Annotated in this window: 15 protein-coding genes; 3 read left to right on the forward strand and 12 right to left on the reverse strand. The window is 56.9% G+C overall.

The genetic code is table 11. The features are described 5' to 3' along the window. Nucleotides 1–10: 10 nt before the first annotated feature. The 6 genes from ftsB to cysG all read right to left on the reverse strand — a co-directional run bounded on the left by ftsB (nucleotide 11) and on the right by cysG (nucleotide 5,189). A complete protein-coding gene (gene ftsB / locus V1566_RS21460) occupies nucleotides 11–322 on the reverse strand; it encodes a cell division protein FtsB (protein ID WP_008499609.1) in 312 nt (103 codons plus the stop codon). A gap of 166 nt (nucleotides 323–488) precedes the next feature. Then, nucleotides 489–815 carry a DUF3561 family protein gene (locus V1566_RS21465; RefSeq protein WP_395304574.1) on the reverse strand — a complete coding sequence of 109 codons (327 nt, stop codon included), beginning with the start codon at nucleotides 813–815 and terminating at the stop codon, nucleotides 489–491. A gap of 58 nt (nucleotides 816–873) precedes the next feature. Then, nucleotides 874–1,479, reverse strand: a complete 606-nt coding sequence (gene cysC, locus V1566_RS21470; protein ID WP_048990159.1) for an adenylyl-sulfate kinase — start codon at nucleotides 1,477–1,479, stop codon at nucleotides 874–876. Further along, complete coding sequence (gene cysN / locus V1566_RS21475; protein WP_395304575.1) at nucleotides 1,479–2,903, reverse strand: sulfate adenylyltransferase subunit CysN; 1,425 nt, start codon at nucleotides 2,901–2,903, stop codon at nucleotides 1,479–1,481. The genes cysC and cysN overlap by 1 nt, the downstream gene beginning before the upstream one ends. Before the next feature lie 9 nt (nucleotides 2,904–2,912). Continuing rightward, entirely contained in the window at nucleotides 2,913–3,821 is a 909-nt protein-coding gene (gene cysD / locus V1566_RS21480; RefSeq protein ID WP_006811770.1) for a sulfate adenylyltransferase subunit CysD, read from the reverse strand. 9 nt (nucleotides 3,822–3,830) lie between these two features. Further along, nucleotides 3,831–5,189 carry a siroheme synthase CysG gene (gene cysG, locus V1566_RS21485; RefSeq protein ID WP_395304576.1) on the reverse strand — a complete coding sequence of 453 codons (1,359 nt, stop codon included), beginning with the start codon at nucleotides 5,187–5,189 and terminating at the stop codon, nucleotides 3,831–3,833. A 237-nt stretch (nucleotides 5,190–5,426) separates the two neighbouring features. Here cysG and V1566_RS21490 point away from each other — a divergent pair, with 237 nt between their 5' ends. Then, the gene (locus V1566_RS21490; RefSeq protein WP_395304577.1) at nucleotides 5,427–6,470 is read left to right on the forward strand and encodes an aminopeptidase; all 1,044 of its coding nucleotides are present in this window, start codon (nucleotides 5,427–5,429) and stop codon (nucleotides 6,468–6,470) included. 97 nt (nucleotides 6,471–6,567) lie between these two features. Here the strand turns inward: V1566_RS21490 and cysH are convergent, their stop codons facing one another. The 3 genes from cysH to cysJ form a co-directional block, all read right to left on the reverse strand. Continuing rightward, nucleotides 6,568–7,302: a phosphoadenosine phosphosulfate reductase gene (gene cysH / locus V1566_RS21495; RefSeq protein WP_023308999.1), complete on the reverse strand. Its 735-nt coding sequence runs from the start codon at nucleotides 7,300–7,302 to the stop codon at nucleotides 6,568–6,570. A 76-nt stretch (nucleotides 7,303–7,378) separates the two neighbouring features. After that, the gene (gene cysI / locus V1566_RS21500) at nucleotides 7,379–9,091 is read right to left on the reverse strand and encodes an assimilatory sulfite reductase (NADPH) hemoprotein subunit (protein WP_395304578.1); all 1,713 of its coding nucleotides are present in this window, start codon (nucleotides 9,089–9,091) and stop codon (nucleotides 7,379–7,381) included. Beyond that, the gene (gene cysJ, locus V1566_RS21505) at nucleotides 9,091–10,896 is read right to left on the reverse strand and encodes an NADPH-dependent assimilatory sulfite reductase flavoprotein subunit (RefSeq protein WP_395304579.1); all 1,806 of its coding nucleotides are present in this window, start codon (nucleotides 10,894–10,896) and stop codon (nucleotides 9,091–9,093) included. Before cysJ ends, cysI begins: the two co-directional genes overlap by 1 nt. A gap of 306 nt (nucleotides 10,897–11,202) precedes the next feature. Between cysJ and queD the strand changes: the two genes are divergently transcribed. Then, a complete protein-coding gene (gene queD / locus V1566_RS21510; protein ID WP_023309002.1) occupies nucleotides 11,203–11,565 on the forward strand; it encodes a 6-carboxytetrahydropterin synthase QueD in 363 nt (120 codons plus the stop codon). Between the two features lie 87 nt (nucleotides 11,566–11,652). Here the strand turns inward: queD and queE are convergent, their stop codons facing one another. The 3 genes from queE to V1566_RS21525 are packed head-to-tail and all read right to left on the reverse strand — an operon-like array spanning nucleotide 11,653 to nucleotide 14,645. Beyond that, a complete protein-coding gene (gene queE, locus V1566_RS21515) occupies nucleotides 11,653–12,324 on the reverse strand; it encodes a 7-carboxy-7-deazaguanine synthase QueE (protein WP_193940372.1) in 672 nt (223 codons plus the stop codon). Nucleotides 12,325–12,378: 54 nt separating this feature from the next. Beyond that, nucleotides 12,379–13,086: an N-acetylmannosamine-6-phosphate 2-epimerase gene (locus V1566_RS21520; RefSeq protein ID WP_395304580.1), complete on the reverse strand. Its 708-nt coding sequence runs from the start codon at nucleotides 13,084–13,086 to the stop codon at nucleotides 12,379–12,381. Next, entirely contained in the window at nucleotides 13,086–14,645 is a 1,560-nt protein-coding gene (locus V1566_RS21525) for a PTS transporter subunit EIIC (protein ID WP_395304581.1), read from the reverse strand. The genes V1566_RS21520 and V1566_RS21525 overlap by 1 nt, the downstream gene beginning before the upstream one ends. Nucleotides 14,646–14,810: 165 nt before the next feature. On the opposite strand from V1566_RS21525, the gene V1566_RS21530 reads away from it, so the two are divergent. Beyond that, nucleotides 14,811–15,635: a MurR/RpiR family transcriptional regulator gene (locus tag V1566_RS21530; protein WP_010434594.1), complete on the forward strand. Its 825-nt coding sequence runs from the start codon at nucleotides 14,811–14,813 to the stop codon at nucleotides 15,633–15,635. Nucleotides 15,636–15,849 lie beyond the last annotated feature (214 nt).

The following is a 15,849-nucleotide window of genomic DNA, read 5'->3' on the forward strand; positions in this document are numbered from 1 at the left end:
CTGGGCCTGATTATCGATTGTTTTGTGCTGAGCCCTGATTGCGTTTAGACGCATCCGGAACCAGACGATAGAAGGTTTCGCCCGGCTTAGTCATACTGAGTTCATTGCGTGCGCGTTCCTCAATCGCCTCTTGCCCGCCATTGAGGTCATCAATTTCAGCAAAGAGTTGATCGTTTCGCGCCTTAAGTTTGGCGTTTGTTGCCTGCTGAGCCGCGACGTCATCGCTCACCCGGCTATAGTCGTGCAGTCCGTTCTTACCGAACCACAGCGAATATTGCAGCCAGATTAGCAAAGCCAGCAACAGCAGCGTTAGTTTACCCATCCTGCCCCCTGAAAAACGGCATCATCATCCCAAGACTTCCCCAGAGCACTACGCCGGGGTAACAGAGATGCCGCAACATCGCGGGCAAATGTACCACATTTTTTCCGCAGAATCGTCCTGCACAATATCGTTACACAGTTGGTTACGGTTTGAATTATGGCTGAAGTTAGCCCATGAGCCACAAAAATAACAGACCAAACATCAGAACCACCGTCACAATCGTGACCACGGTGCTGTAGAGGAGCTTACCATTGAGCAGAGAGTGCAGCGCAATGCCGACGACAACCGCCACGGGCATCAACGCCAGAAAGAAAGGCCAGGTGTAGAGAAAGAAGAACAGCGTGTTGCCGCCGTAGATAAGAAACGGAATGCCAAGCGCCAACAGCCATGAGGCGAAGCCAATGATGGCCCCAGGAAATGACCAGGTCGTTTCGTCGTCGGTCGCGAGCGGCTCCGACCCGGTGGTGGTGATGTAATTTTCACTGTTGCGCATAGCTAATCCTGTGACCGTGACTCATCGTTCGGGAGGACAGCTCCCGAACGATACCGTCTCAGGATCTGATAATATCGTCCCGTCTGAGCAGGTCTAATAATTGGCTTACTAAATTTGTTACCAATTGTTGACCCTCCAGGTGAATCTCAGGCGATTCAGGCGCTTCGTATACCGCGTCAATTCCGGTGAAGTTGCGCAGTTCTCCGGCACGCGCTTTCTTGTACAGCCCTTTCGGGTCGCGCGCTTCGCAAATCTCCAGCGGCGTATCGACAAACACCTCGATAAAGCGATCCTGGCCCACGCGTTCGCGCACCATCTGGCGCTCGGCGCGGTGCGGAGAGATAAACGCGGTCAGCACCACCAGCCCGGCGTCAGCCATCAGGCTGGCGACTTCGCCCACCCGGCGGATATTCTCTTTGCGGTCATCGTCGCTAAACCCTAAATCGCTGCACAGGCCGTGACGCACGTTGTCGCCATCCAGCAGGTACGTGCTTACGCCCTGCTGGTATAACGCCTCTTCCAGCGCGCCCGCCACCGTTGATTTACCCGAGCCTGACAGCCCGGTAAACCACAGCACAACCCCACGGTGACCGTGGAGCTGTTCGCGCTGGGCAACGGTCACTGGATGAGGATGCCAGACGACGTTCTCATCATGGGCGGCCATTACTTGCCTCCCAGCAGATCGCGTGCGCCCCAGTGCGGGAAGTGTTTACGCACCAGCGCGTTCAGTTCCAGCTCGAAGGCACTGAATTCAGACGTCGCGGCAGCCTGTTTAATCGGTTCGCGTACCATACCGGCCCCGACGGTAACGTTGGTCAGCCTGTCGATAAAGATCAGCCCTCCCGTGACCGGGTTCTGCTGATACGGATCCAGCACCAGCGGTTCGTCGAAGGTCAGATCGACCAGACCAATGCCGTTCAGCGGCAGCTCGGTGACGTCACGCTGGGTGAGGTTGTTGATATCCACCTGGAACTGAATACGGTCCACGCGGGCGCGGGTTTTCTTGCCGGCAATTTTGATGTCGTAGCTCTGGCCAGCGGTCAGGGGTTGCTCCGCCATCCACACCACATCCACGGAGGCACCCTGCACTGCCGCCAGCGTTTCCTGCGCGTCGACCAGCAGGTCGCCCCGGCTGATATCAATTTCGTCTTTCAGCACCAGCGTTACTGCTTCACCGGCGCCCGCGTCCTGCAGGTCACCGTCGAAGGTGACGATGCGGGCGATGGTGGATTCCACGCCGGATGGCAGCACCTTGACGCGCTGACCCACCTTCACGGAGCCTGACGCGAGGGTGCCTGAGAAGCCGCGGAAATCGAGGTTCGGACGGTTCACGTACTGTACCGGGAAGCGCATCGGCTGGGTATCGACCACGCGCTGAATTTCAACGGTTTCCAGCACCTCCAGCAGCGTAGGACCGCTGTACCACGGCATGTTCGCACTCTGGGAGGCGACGTTATCCCCTTCCAGCGCCGAGAGCGGTACAAAGCGAATATCCAGGTTGCCCGGCAGCTGTTCGGCAAAGGTCAGGTAGCTCTGGCGGATCTCCTCGAACTTCTCTTCGCTGAAGTTCACCAGATCCATCTTGTTAACCGCCACCACCAGGTGTTTGATCCCCAGCAGCGTCGAGATAAAGCTGTGACGACGGGTCTGATCCAGTACGCCTTTACGCGCGTCCATCAGCAGGATCGCCAGGTCGCAGGTGGAGGCGCCGGTCGCCATGTTACGGGTGTACTGCTCATGCCCCGGGGTGTCGGCAATAATAAATTTGCGCTTCTCGGTAGAGAAGTAGCGGTAGGCCACGTCAATGGTGATGCCCTGCTCGCGCTCCGCCTGCAGGCCGTCCACCAGCAGGGCCAGGTCGAGTTTTTCCCCCTGGGTGCCGTGACGCTTGCTGTCGTTATGCAGGGAAGAGAGCTGATCTTCATAAATCTGGCGCGTATCGTGCAGCAGGCGGCCAATCAAGGTACTTTTCCCGTCATCCACGCTGCCGCAGGTCAGAAAACGCAGCAGGCTTTTGTGTTGTTGCGCGTGCAGATACGCTTCTACGCCGCCTTCGTTGGCAATTTGTTGAGCAATAGTGGTATTCATGGCGGCTCCTTAGAAATAACCCTGACGTTTCTTCAGCTCCATGGAGCCTGCCTGGTCGCGGTCAATCACGCGCCCCTGTCGTTCGCTGGTGGTGGACACCAGCATCTCTTCGATGATCTCCGGCAGCGTCTGCGCGCTGGATTCCACCGCGCCGGTCAGCGGCCAGCAGCCGAGGGTACGGAAACGCACCATCTGTTTTTTGATCACTTCGCCCGGCTGCAGGTCGATGCGATCGTCGTCGATCATCATCAGCATGCCGTCACGCTCCAGTACCGGGCGCTCGGCGGCCAGATACAGCGGAACGATTTCGATGTTTTCCAGATAGATGTACTGCCAGATATCCAGCTCGGTCCAGTTGGAGAGCGGGAAGACGCGAATGCTTTCGCCTTTATTAATCTGACCGTTGTAGTTGTGCCACAGCTCCGGGCGCTGGTTTTTGGGGTCCCAGCGATGGAAGCGGTCGCGGAAGGAGTAGATACGCTCTTTGGCGCGGGATTTCTCTTCGTCACGGCGCGCGCCGCCGAAGGCCGCGTCAAAACCGTATTTATTCAGCGCCTGCTTCAGCCCTTCGGTTTTCATGATATCGGTGTGCTTGGCGCTACCGTGCACGAACGGGTTAATGCCCATCGCCACCCCTTCCGGGTTTTTATGCACCAGCAGCTCGCAGCCGTAGGCCTTCGCGGTACGATCGCGGAACTCGTACATTTCGCGGAATTTCCAGCCGGTATCCACGTGCAGCAACGGGAACGGCAGCGTGCCCGGATAAAACGCTTTACGCGCCAGATGCAGCATGACGCTGGAATCTTTACCGATGGAGTACATCATCACCGGGTTAGAAAACTCGGCGGCCACTTCGCGGATGATATGGATACTCTCCGCTTCGAGCTGCCGCAGGTGTGTAAGACGTTTTTGGTCCATAACCGTTCCTTAAGCCAAATTTACAACAGAAGAACCAAAGCCTTCTGTATCGGTTGTGTGTTGGAACCAGGCGAGTGTGCTGTGTAGCTGCACCACTTCTCCCACCACGATCAGGGCGGGCATCGGGGCGTCTTTCGCCAGGGTTGCAAGATGTTCCAGCGTGCCCGTCGCAACGTGCTGATCGACGCGCGTACCGCGAGAAATGACGGCAACGGGCGTCGTCGCCTCGCGACCGTGCTGAATAAGTTGTTCGCTGATATCCGCCGCCTTCATCGTGCCCATGTAAATCGCCAGCGTCTGGCGGCTCTGGGCGAGATGCGACCAGTCGAACGGTGTGCTGTCGGCCTTGTAGTGGCCAGTCACAAAGGTCACGCTCTGGGCGTAATCGCGGTGGGTCAGCGGGATACCGGCGTACGCCGTTACCGCAGAGGCTGCCGTAATACCGGGCACCACCTGGAACGGTACGCCCGCTTCGGCTGCCGCCTGCAGCTCTTCGCCGCCGCGACCGAAGATAAACGGGTCTCCCCCTTTCAGGCGCACCACGGTTTTACCCGCTTTGGCGGCGTCAACCAGCATCTGGTTGGTGTCATGCTGTGGCACCGAGTGCTCGCCAGCCCGTTTGCCGACGCAGATTTGCTCCGCGTCGCGACGGATCAGCTCGCGCACGCCGTCGGTGACCAGATGGTCGTAGAACACCACGTCCGCGTCCTGCAGCACCTGCAGGCCACGCAGTGTCAGAAGCCCGGCATCGCCCGGCCCTGCCCCCACCAGAATGATCTCCCCGCCCGTGCTGCCGGGGTTATCCAGTTCGTCCTCGAGGATTTTCTGCGCAGCCGTCTCATTACCGGCATGCATCAGGCTGGCAAAGCGACCGCGAAATACGCGTTCCCAGAAGCGACGGCGTTCCGTCACGCTGGTCAGACGTGTTTTCAGGTGGTTGCGCCAGAAGCTGGCTTTTTCGGCCATGCGCCCGAGGCTGGTCGGCAGCAGCGCTTCGATTTTTTCACGCAGCACGCGCGCCAGCACCGGTGCGGTACCGCCGGAGGAGATCGCCACCAGCAGCGGCGAACGGTCAACGATCGACGGGAAGATAAACGAGCATAATGGCTGGTCGTCCACCACGTTCACCAGGCGGTAACGGGCCTGAGCGGCGTCGGAAATCCGTCGGTTCAGGTCGCGATCTTCGGTCGCCGCAATCACCAGTACTACGCTGTCGATTTGTGATTCGTCAAAATCCGGTTCTGCTACTACCCGCACCTGCGCCCCTGCGCGCTGCAGAAACGCGATTTTGCGATCGGCAATTTCACCCGTGCCTACAACCAGCACCGGCTTCTCTTTTATCGCGGCAAATAAGGGCAGATAGTCCACAAGCTACAACTCACTAACAACGAGGAATAAAGGGACTATAGGGGGCGGCTTAGAGCGAATGAAATTACGAATTGGAATGAGTAGTTACTCAATGGAATAACGCCATGAAAAAGCTAATACCAAAAAGTGCTTAACACGCGCAATTTCGGGCATTTAAGAGCAATTCAAATTGTGTATGGACGATCACAGTTTCATACTAAGCGGGTTATTATTTTGCTCAGTTTTTAAGGACTCACTATGTTTTCCGCAACGCGCCACCGTATTGCTGCCCTGGCGCTCGGCGTTTGCTTTATTCTTCCGGCCCAGGCAAAAAACCAACCTTATGGTGAAATCGCCACTATGCAGGCGCGGCATATTGCCACCGTCTTTCCTGGCCGCATGACCGGTTCGCCTGCGGAAATGCTCTCCGCGGACTATCTTCGCCAGCAGTTTGCCGACATGGGTTACCAGAGCGATATCCGCGCGTTTCACAGCCGCTACGTTTATACCTCCAGAAATAAAACGAAAAACTGGCATAACGTGACCGGCAGTACGGTTATCGCGGCGCATGAAGGTAGCGCGGCTGAACAAATCATTATTATGGCCCACCTTGATACCTACGCCCCGTTGAGCGATGCCGATACGGATAACAACCTCGGCGGGCTGACGCTGCAGGGCATGGACGACAACGCGGCGGGCCTGGGCGTGATGCTTGAACTGGCTGAGCGGATGAAAGATATTCCAACTCAATATGGCATTCGTTTCGTTGCCACCAGCGGTGAAGAAGAGGGCAAACTCGGCGCTGAGAATCTCCTTAAACGCATGAGCGCTGAGGAGAAGAAAAATACGCTGCTGGTGATCAACCTCGATAACCTGATCGTCGGCGATAAGCTTTATTTCAACAGCGGGCAGAGTACGCCGGGTACCGTGCGGAAACTGACGCGCGATCGGGCGCTGGCGATTGCCCGCAGCCATGGCGTTTATGCCACCAGCAACCCCGGCGGTAACCCGGGTTATCCGCGAGGAACGGGCTGCTGTAACGACGGGGAAGTGTTCGATAAGGCAGGCATTCCGGTGCTGTACGTGGAAGCGACAAACTGGGCATTGGGCAAGAAAGATGGTTATCAGCAGCGGGCTAAATCGAAAGCCTTCCCTGATGGGACGAGCTGGCACAACGTGATGCTGGATAATCAGCAGCACATTGATAGCGCGCTGCCGCAGCGGATTGAGCACCGCAGCCGGGATGTGGTGAAGGTGATGCTGCCGCTGGTGAAGGAGCTGGCGAAAGCGGGGAAAGCCTGAGGTCGTTAAGCCCGGTGGCGGCTACGCCTTACCGGGCCTACGTATCGATTGAGCCTTTGTAGGCCCGGTAAGCGCAGCGCCACCGGGCGAAATGACACTATCCTTCGTGCAGCCCGCACTCGCGCTTCAGCCCAAAGAATCGCGTCTCTTCTTCCGCCATTCCCGGTTCCCATTTGCGCGTAGTGTGGGTGTCGCCAACCGACAGATAGCCCTGGTCCCACAGCGGATGGTACTTCAGCCCGTGTTTTTGCAGATACTGATACACCGTCCGGTTATCCCAGTCGATAATCGGCAGCACTTTAAACACCCCGCGCTGGACCGCCAGCACCGGCAAGGTTGCACGGCTGCCGGACTGCTCGCGGCGTAGCCCCGCAAACCAGGTCTGCGCATTGAGCTCTTTCAGCGCCCGGTTCATCGGCTCAACTTTGTTGATCTCATTGTATTTCTCAATGCCCTCAACGCCCTGTTCCCACAGCTTACCGTAGCGCGCCTCCTGCCAGGCCGCGCTTTCCGTCGCGCGGTAAACTTTGAGGTTCAGCTTGAGCTTGTCCGTCAGCTCGTCAATAAACTGGTAGGTTTCCGGGAACAGGTAGCCGGTATCGGTGAGGATCACCGGAATGTCCGGACGGATCTGATTCACCAGATGCAGGCTGACCGCCGCCTGAATACCAAAGCTCGACGACAGCACATAGTCTCCCGGCAGGTTTTCCAGCGCCCACGCCACGCGCCCTTCGGCGTCCAGCTTTTCAAGGTGGGCATTGGTTTCTGCCAGCGCCAGAATGCGTTCGACTTTTGGCAGGTCATTAAGGGCGTTTAGATCGAGTACGGACATAAGAACCTCGTTTGCCTGTTTTGCCGGGCGGCACTGCGTTTGCCCGGCCTACAAAACCTGTAAAACCGTCGGGATGTTACTCCCAGAAATCCCTTGCGGGATCGAGCACCGGGCGAATGATGCCCGCACGCACCGTAAAGTCGCCGAAGCCTTCACCCGCTTCGCGCTCTTTCGCCCAGCGCCCGACAAGCTCGTCGATGGAATCAAGAATTTCCGGTTCCGTAATATTTTCACGGTACATACGCGGAATGCGCGTCCCCATACGGTTACCGCCAAGGTGGACGTTGTAACGACCCGGCGCTTTGCCGACCAGCCCAAGCTCGGCCAGCATTGCACGACCGCAGCCGTTCGGGCAGCCGGTGACGCGCATAACAATATGCTCGTCCGGAATACCGTGTTTTTCCAGAATCGCTTCTACCTTGTCAGTGAATGACGGCAGGAAACGTTCCGCTTCGGCCATCGCCAGCGGGCAGGTCGGGAACGACACGCAGGCCATCGAGTTTTCACGCTGCGGCTTCACCGCATCCATTAACCCGTGTTCGCGCGCCAGCTTCTCGATCTTCGCCTTCTGGCTCTCCGGCACGCCGGCAATAATGAGATTCTGGTTAGCGGTAATGCGGAATTCGCCTTTATGGATCTTAGCAATTTCCAGCAGACCGGTTTTCAGCGGACGGCCCGTATAATCCAGAATACGGCCGTTTTCGATAAACAGCGTCAGGTGCCATTTATTATCGATACCTTTCACCCAGCCGATGCGATCGCCGCGACCGGTGAATTCGTAAGGGCGGATCGGCTCAAATTTGATGCCCGCACGACGCTCCACTTCCGCTTTGAACGTCTCAACGCCCACGCGCTCCAGGGTGTATTTGGTTTTCGCGTTTTTACGGTCGGTACGGTTGCCCCAGTCGCGCTGGGTGGTTACTACCGCTTCGGCCACGGCCAGCGTGTGCTCCAGCGGCAGGAAACCGAACTCGCTCGCGGTGCGGGCGTAGGTTTTTTTGTTACCGTGTTCAATGGACAGGCCGCCGCCCACTAGCAGGTTAAAACCAATCAGCTTGCCGTTTTCGGCAATCGCCACGAAGTTCATGTCGTTGGCGTGAAGATCGATATCGTTCTGCGGTGGGATCACGACCGTGGTTTTAAACTTACGCGGCAGATAGGTCTGGCCAAGGATCGGTTCTTCGTCCGTGGTGGCGACTTTTTCCTGATCGAGCCAAATCTCTGCATAGGCGCGCGTGCGCGGCAACAGGTGCTCGGAAATCTTCTTCGCCCACTCATAGGCTTCGGCGTGCAGCTCAGACTCATACGGGTTCGAGGTGCAAAGCACGTTACGGTTCATGTCGTTGGCGGTCGCCAGCGCGTCGAGCCCGACCGAGTGGAGCATCTGGTGCACCGGCTTCACGTTCTTCTTCAGAATGCCGTGAAACTGGAAGGTCTGGCGGTTGGTCAGGCGGATGCTGCCGTAAATCGTATTTTCACCCGCAAACTTGTCGATGGCCTGCCACTGTTTGGTGGTGATCACCCCGCCCGGCAGACGGCAGCGCAGCAGCATCGCATGGCGCGGCTCCAGCTTCTGTTCAGCACGCTCGGCGCGGATGTCGCGATCGTCCTGCTGGTACATACCGTGGAAGCGGATCAGCAGGAAGTTATCACCTTTGAAACCACCGGTGAGACCGTCATTCAGATCTTCAGCAATGGTGCCGCGCAGATAGTTGCTTTCCAGCTTCATGCGCTCGGCGTCTGTCAGTTTACCTTCGACCACCAGTGGCCCTGGATGTTTTTCGCTCATTAGTAGACATCTCGCTGATAACGGCGCTCAACGCGCAGCTCACTTAAAAATTCATCCGCCGTTTCGGCATCCATACCGCCGAATTCGGCAATCACTTCCAGCAGTGCCTGCTCAACGTCTTTCGCCATGCGATTGGCGTCGCCGCAGACATAAATGTGGGCACCGTCATTGATCCAGCGCCACAGCTCTGCGCCCTGTGCGCGCAGTTTGTCTTGTACGTATACTTTTTCTTTCTGGTCGCGGGACCAGGCCAGATCGATGCGGGTCAGTACGCCTTCTTTAACATAGCGCTGCCACTCAACCTGGTAGAGGAAATCTTCAGTAAAGTGCGGGTTGCCGAAGAAGAGCCAGTTTTTACCCGGCGCTTCATCTGCCGCGCGCTGCTGCATGAAGGCGCGGAACGGCGCAATGCCGGTGCCGGGGCCAATCATGATGACAGGGGTTTCCGGGTTCGCAGGCAGGCGGAAGTTGTCGTTGTGCTCGATAAAGACGCGCACTTCGCCCTCTTCTTCCACGCGATCCGCCAGGAAGCTTGATGCCCCACCCGCGCGGGCGCGGCCTTCGATGTCGTAGCGCACCACGCCGACGGTAACATGCACTTCACTCTCCACTTCGGCCTGCGAAGAGGCGATGGAGTACAGACGCGGGGTCAGCGGACGCAGCAGGCCGATCAGCGCATCGGCATCCAGCTGGGCCGGAGAGAAACGCACCATATCGACAATTGGCGTCGTCGCGGCGTAATGCTGCAGTTTCGCTTTGTCGCCCACCAGCGGCAGCAAGGATTCGCTGCGCGTTAAGGTGGCATAATTTTCGACGATATTTGGGGTGTTCACCGTCAGTTCGAAATGCCACTGCAGCGCCTCTGAAAGCGGCTGGGTTTTGCCGTCAACGGTGACAGGCTCGTCACCCTTCAGCCACAGCAGTTCGACCAGCTCTTTCACCAGCGCCGGATCGTTCTGATACCAGATACCCAACGCATCGCCCGGCTGATAGCGCAGGCCAGAGTCACCGAGATCGATTTCGATATGGCGCACGTCTTTTTCCGAATCGCGGCCGGTAATTTTCTGGTTCACCGACAGGCTCGCCGTCAGCGGCGCCTCTTTAGTGTACGGGCTGGTGTGGATGTCGTTAACGGCACCCGTTGCGGTGAACGCGGCCTGCGCCGACGTCTCTTTCGGCACGCGCGCTTTCAGCACCTCAACGATGCGGGCACGCCATTCGGCGGCGGCGGTCTGGTATTCGACATCCGCGTCAACGCGGTCCAGCAGGCGCTCCGCGCCCAGCTCCGCCAGCTTGCTGTCGAAGTCTTTACCGGACTGGCAGAAGAATTCATAGGAGGTATCGCCCAGGCCAAAGACGGCAAAAGCCGTGCCATCCAGCTTCGGCGCTTTTTTCGAGAACAGGAACTTGTGGAGCGCCACCGCCTCTTCAGCGGGTTCACCCTCGCCCTGCGTAGAGGCAACCACCACCAGCAGTTTTTCTGACGCGATTTGTTTGAATTTATAATCCCCGGCGTTGACCAGGTTCACGTTCAGTTTGGCGGCCAGCAGGTCGTCGCGCAGCGCTTCGGCCACGCGGCGGGCGTTACCCGTCTGCGAGGCAGAAATCAAGGTAATGGCCGGAATTTCAACGGCCGTTGCCGGTGCCCCCGCCACAGCGCCAGGCTGCTGATTGAGCATTCCCCAGAAATAACCGGAGACCCAGGCAAGCTGAGTGGGAGAAAAATCAGAGGTGGCAGCCTGAAGGCGCGCCAGTTGCTCCGGGTTCAAGGGAAGCAAATTTGAAGGTGGGGCCTGTGTTGTCATGCGTCGTTATGTTCCAGTAGCCAAGCGGACTTTAAGCGAATAAATCCAAACTGAAGATAAGGTTAACGGCGAGGATAATAACAATTAAAGAAGGGATGGAAATAATAAATAACCAAATGGACTAACCTGTTTTACTTATCGTTCTTAACAGTAAAAACGATTAATTAACCAATTGAAATATAATAGGAAAATTAACAAAAACTGGACGTTTAGCGGCTCAGTACCTATTGAGCCGTTTTAGTTAATGCTAAAAATTGTGCTTTCCGGTACTATGCGGCGGTTTTTTCCGCATTACTGAGAGCGATCATGTCCACCACACTGTTTAAAGATTTCACCTTCGAAGCCGCCCACCATCTTCCGCATGTCCCAGAAGGGCATAAATGCGGCCGTCTGCACGGGCATTCGTTCATGGTGCGTCTTGAGATCACCGGTGAAGTTGATCCGCATACCGGTTGGATCATGGATTTTGCCGAGCTGAAGGCGGCGTTTAAGCCGACCTACGATCGTCTGGATCATTACTACCTGAATGATATCCCGGGCCTTGAAAACCCGACCAGCGAAGTGCTGGCCAAATGGATTTGGGATCAGATGAAGCCGCTGGTGCCGCTGCTGAGCGCGGTGATGATCAAAGAGACCTGCACCGCTGGCTGTATCTATCGCGGGGAGTGATGCTTGCCGGGTGGCGCTGACGCTTACCCGGCCTACAAGAGCCTCGAACCGTAGGCCCGGTAAGCGCTAGCGCCACCGGGCTTTTTTTTAGGCAATATTCAGATACTTGTGCGTCTGCATCGACAGGCGCCAGTTACGCGCAATACAGGTTTCAATGCACAGGCGCGTGGCGTCGTCTTTCTGGCTGATCGGCTGCAGGGCAATGACGCGCTGCTTTTCATCTGCCAGCGTGGCCAGCAGTTCATCCAGCGCTTCAATATCACGCACGCGCCCTACCGGGTGCTTAATCTCATCCGCGCGTTCCAGCGCCTGAGACAGCACGTCATACCCGCCGCGCATATTCACTTTTGGCGATACCGTCACCCAGGTCGTGTGTGAACAGCGCACTTCATGGGTGCCGCTGGTTTCAATCTGGCAGCTGTAGCCGTTCTTTTCGAGCAGCTCGGTCAGCGGCGTCAGATCGTGGATGCAGGGTTCACCGCCGGTGATCACCACGTGGCGCGCCGTCCAGCCCTGACGACCAATAATGGCCAGCAGATCTTCTGAACTGCCCGCGCCCCACTTATCGCTCTCTTTGGTTTTCGCCAGAATGCTAAACAGCGACACTTCCCGATCTGCGAGCTTATCCCACGTATGTTTGGTATCACACCAGGCACAGCCAACCGGGCATCCCTGTAAACGAATGAAAATAGCGGGAACGCCGGTAAAGTAACCCTCGCCTTGCAGGGTCTGGAACATCTCGTTAATCGGGTACTGCATAGTCATCTCAGTAAAGGGGATAAACGATAAGTATCGCAGATCCCCGCCGGATGGTCATGCTCCATCGGTGCTTTGCGCGCCAATCGCCGCCATGAAACGCTCGGTAATTTGCTGTGGACGGGTGATCGCGCCGCCGACGACGACCGTATACGCGCCCAGCGCCAGGCATCTGGCCGCGCGTTCAGGGGTATCCACGTTCCCTTCGGCCACCACGGGAACCGTCACGGCAGCCAGCACAGCCTTCAGGAACGCGCAGTCGTTTTCCGGAAGCGAATGGCCCGCTGTTTCCGCCGTATAGCCGTAAAGCGTGGTGCCGACGCAGTCAAAGCCAAGCGCCTGCGCCGTCACGGCTTCACTCACGGTGGAAATATCTGCCATCAGCAGTACCGAGGGGTAGCGCGAGCGGATGCGCATGACCAGCGTTTCCAGGGATTCCCCACCGGGACGCTCCCGCGCCGTCGCATCAAGCGCTATGATTTGCGGCGAGACGGCCATGAGCTCATCCACCTCTTTCATGGTGGCGGTGATAAACACCTCGCTTTCCGGGTAATCCCGTTTGATGATGCCGATGACAGGCAAAGAGACCTGCTGCTTAATGGCCTCGATATCCACCACGCTGTTGGCACGAATGGCAGCGGCCCCGCCCTGCGCCGCCGCCAGCGCCATGCGCGACATAATAAACGGGCTATGCAGCGGTTCATTCTCCAGCGCCTGACAGGAGACGACCAGTTTTCCCTTCAGGTTATCCAGTACAGTTTTCATTACGATAAGATCTCTTCCACTTCGTTTTTGATAATCGTGACGTGCGGGCCATAAATGACCTGAACACCGTTGCCGCGCACGATAACGCCGCACGCGCCGGTGGCTTTCAGCGCCGCATCATTCACTTTGCTGCCGTCCTTGACCGTGACGCGAAGCCGCGTGGCGCAGCAGTCCACCTCTTCCAGATTCTCTTTTCCGCCTAATCCAGCGATCACCGCAACGGCGCGCTCGCTCTGCGAGAAGGTCACCTCATTGGCCATCGCCTCCTTTTCCCGACCCGGCGTGGCGAAATCAAAGCGGTTAATCAGGTAGCGGAAGGTGAAGTAGTAAAGGAAGAACCACGGCACGCCGACCAGCGGAACGAACATCCAGTTGGTTTTGGCCTCCCCCTGCAAAATGCCGAACAGTACGAAGTCGATAAAACCGCCGGAGAAGGTTTGCCCGATGGTGATATGCAGCATGTGTGCGAGCATGAACGCCAGCCCGTCAAACAGCGCATGAATGACGTAAAGCACCGGCGCAATAAACAGGAATGAGAACTCGATAGGCTCGGTAATCCCGGTCAGGAACGAGGTTAACGCCGCAGAGAGCAGCAGCCCGGCAACGCGCTTTTTGTTCTCCGGTTTTGCCGTGTGGTACATCGCCAGACACGCGCCGAGCAGGCCAAACATCATCGTAATAAAGCGCCCGGACATGAAGCGCGACGTGCCCTCATAGAAATGCTGCGTGTTCGGGTCGGCCAACTGGGCGAAGAAGATCCGCTGTGTGCCCTCAACCAGGTGGCCGTTGACAATCTCGCTGCCGCCGAGCGCGGTGGTCCAGAACGGCAGATAAAAGATATGGTGCAAACCAAACGGGCCCAGCATGCGTAAAATGAAGCCGTACAGCAGGGTGCCCAGATAACCGGTGGCATCCACCAGCCCACCGAGACCAAAAATCAGTTTCTGGAAATGCGGCCAGACCACGGTCATGAGCGCGCCGACAAGTATCGCCGCCAGCGAGCTGATGATGGGAACAAAGCGCGAGCCGCCAAAGAACCCGAGGAACTGCGGAAGCGCAATTTTATTAAACCGATGATGGAGCGTGCAGGTCACCAGACCAATCACCACGCCGCCAAACACGCCGGTTTCCAGCGTCTGAATACCCAGCGTCATGCCCTGCCCCACAGCGCCCGGGTTGTCGTGCGCCAGTTTGCCGGTGAGGATCAGCAGCGCGTTGATGGTGGCATTCATCACCAGAAACGCGAGCAGCGCCGCCAGCCCAGCCGTGCCCTTATCGCTTTTTGCCAACCCGACGGCAACCCCAACCGCAAACAGCACCGAGAGGTTCGCAAACACGATTGAACCGGCGCTGCTCATGATGGTGAAAATGGCCTGAAGCCAGCCCACGTCTAAAAATGGATAAGCCGCCAGCGTATTGGGATTGGATAACGCGCCGCCTATCCCCAGCAGCAGACCCGCCGCGGGCAGCACGGCGATGGGCAACATAAAGGATTTACCAAAGCGCTGCGCTTTTTCAAACCATCCCCCCGAAGAAGCGCCACTGAACATTTGCATCATTTTTTCATCTCCCCGTTAATTGATGAAAATTTTTACCACACAAATATTATTACGTGAAAATTATCATCAAAAACCAGGAAGCCGATCATACTTTTTCAAAATGACTGGCATCTTTCCCCTCCTTTCCGCCACACTAGTCGCAGCGAAACACATTAAGGACGTGGCATGTCGGACCATGAAAATCTGCTGCTGAAGCTCCGCCAGGAGGCTTCCGGGTACAGCCCAACGCAACAAAAACTCGGCGAGTTTGTCCTCAGCGATCCTGCCCGGGTGCTTTACCTGACGATCACCGAGCTGGCGCGCGAGAGCCACACCAGCGAGGCCAGCGTCACGCGCCTTTGCCGGACGCTGGGCTGCAAGGGCTATAACGAATTTAAAATGGCGCTTGCGCTGGATATTCAGCAGGGCCAGCCCGCGCGTCAGGCGGGGGATGAGATTGATAACGTCGTGGATGAGTCGGTGCAGGCTTTGCAGGATACCGCCCGACTCCTCGACCGCACGCTGCTTGAAAAGGCGGCGCTGGCGCTGCACCAGGCGCAATCCGTGCAGATTTATGGCGTTGCGGCCAGCGCCATCCTTGGGGAGTATCTGCATTACAAGCTGCTGCGGTTGGGCAAACCCGCACAGCTGTTTAGCGATATGCACCGCGCGGCCATGAATGCGACAACGCTGTCGAAAGAGACGCTGGTTGTGGCCATCTCCAGTTCGGGTTCAACGCGGGATTTACTCCACGTGGTGAAGCTTGCCCGCAAGCGCGGCGTTAAGGTTCTGGCACTCAGCAATACGCCCCGCAGCCCGCTGGCGTCTCTGAGCGACATGCAGCTGGTTGCCGCCAAACCAGAGGGCCCTCTTAGCGCAGGCGCACTCAATGCTAAGGTTGGGGTGATGCTGCTGGTCGAGCTGCTGACGACGTCCATGATTGCGCTGGATGGTCATTACGGCGACGTTAGCCAACAAACAGCCAGCGCCACGCTTCCCCTGTTACTCTAAAAAATCCTTCGCAGGCTAAATAAAACAGCCTGCGAGTTATGCCGGCTGATTTTAGTTAAGTGGTGTTTAAATCATTTATTTGGTAAATGTTTGGTGTAACAAATTATTATATTTATTACATTTTGAATTAAGTTTACCATTCGAGAGAGCTACAACAAAAAACATTAAATTCAACAGGTTAAAATTTAAATTTTAATAGAGTGAATTTTTACCC

The organism is Enterobacter sp. ECC-019, assembly GCF_043974075.1.
Classification (GTDB): domain Bacteria; phylum Pseudomonadota; class Gammaproteobacteria; order Enterobacterales; family Enterobacteriaceae; genus Enterobacter; species Enterobacter asburiae_D.

Bases quoted from the DNA above. Each gene is read 5' to 3' on its own strand.
- ftsB (WP_008499609.1), bottom strand. From the start codon at position 322: ATGGGTAAACTAACGCTGCTGTTGCTGGCTTTGCTAATCTGGCTGCAA.
- V1566_RS21465 (WP_395304574.1), bottom strand. From the start codon at position 815: ATGCGCAACAGTGAAAATTACATCACCACCACCGGGTCGGAGCCGCTC.
- cysC (WP_048990159.1), bottom strand. From the start codon at position 1,479: ATGGCCGCCCATGATGAGAACGTCGTCTGGCATCCTCATCCAGTGACC.
- cysN (WP_395304575.1), bottom strand. From the start codon at position 2,903: ATGAATACCACTATTGCTCAACAAATTGCCAACGAAGGCGGCGTAGAA.
- cysD (WP_006811770.1), bottom strand. From the start codon at position 3,821: ATGGACCAAAAACGTCTTACACACCTGCGGCAGCTCGAAGCGGAGAGT.
- V1566_RS21490 (WP_395304577.1), top strand. From the start codon at position 5,427: ATGTTTTCCGCAACGCGCCACCGTATTGCTGCCCTGGCGCTCGGCGTT.
- cysH (WP_023308999.1), bottom strand. From the start codon at position 7,302: ATGTCCGTACTCGATCTAAACGCCCTTAATGACCTGCCAAAAGTCGAA.
- cysI (WP_395304578.1), bottom strand. From the start codon at position 9,091: ATGAGCGAAAAACATCCAGGGCCACTGGTGGTCGAAGGTAAACTGACA.
- cysJ (WP_395304579.1), bottom strand. From the start codon at position 10,896: ATGACAACACAGGCCCCACCTTCAAATTTGCTTCCCTTGAACCCGGAG.
- queD (WP_023309002.1), top strand. From the start codon at position 11,203: ATGTCCACCACACTGTTTAAAGATTTCACCTTCGAAGCCGCCCACCAT.
- queE (WP_193940372.1), bottom strand. From the start codon at position 12,324: ATGCAGTACCCGATTAACGAGATGTTCCAGACCCTGCAAGGCGAGGGT.
- V1566_RS21520 (WP_395304580.1), bottom strand. From the start codon at position 13,086: ATGAAAACTGTACTGGATAACCTGAAGGGAAAACTGGTCGTCTCCTGT.
- V1566_RS21525 (WP_395304581.1), bottom strand. From the start codon at position 14,645: ATGATGCAAATGTTCAGTGGCGCTTCTTCGGGGGGATGGTTTGAAAAA.
- V1566_RS21530 (WP_010434594.1), top strand. From the start codon at position 14,811: ATGTCGGACCATGAAAATCTGCTGCTGAAGCTCCGCCAGGAGGCTTCC.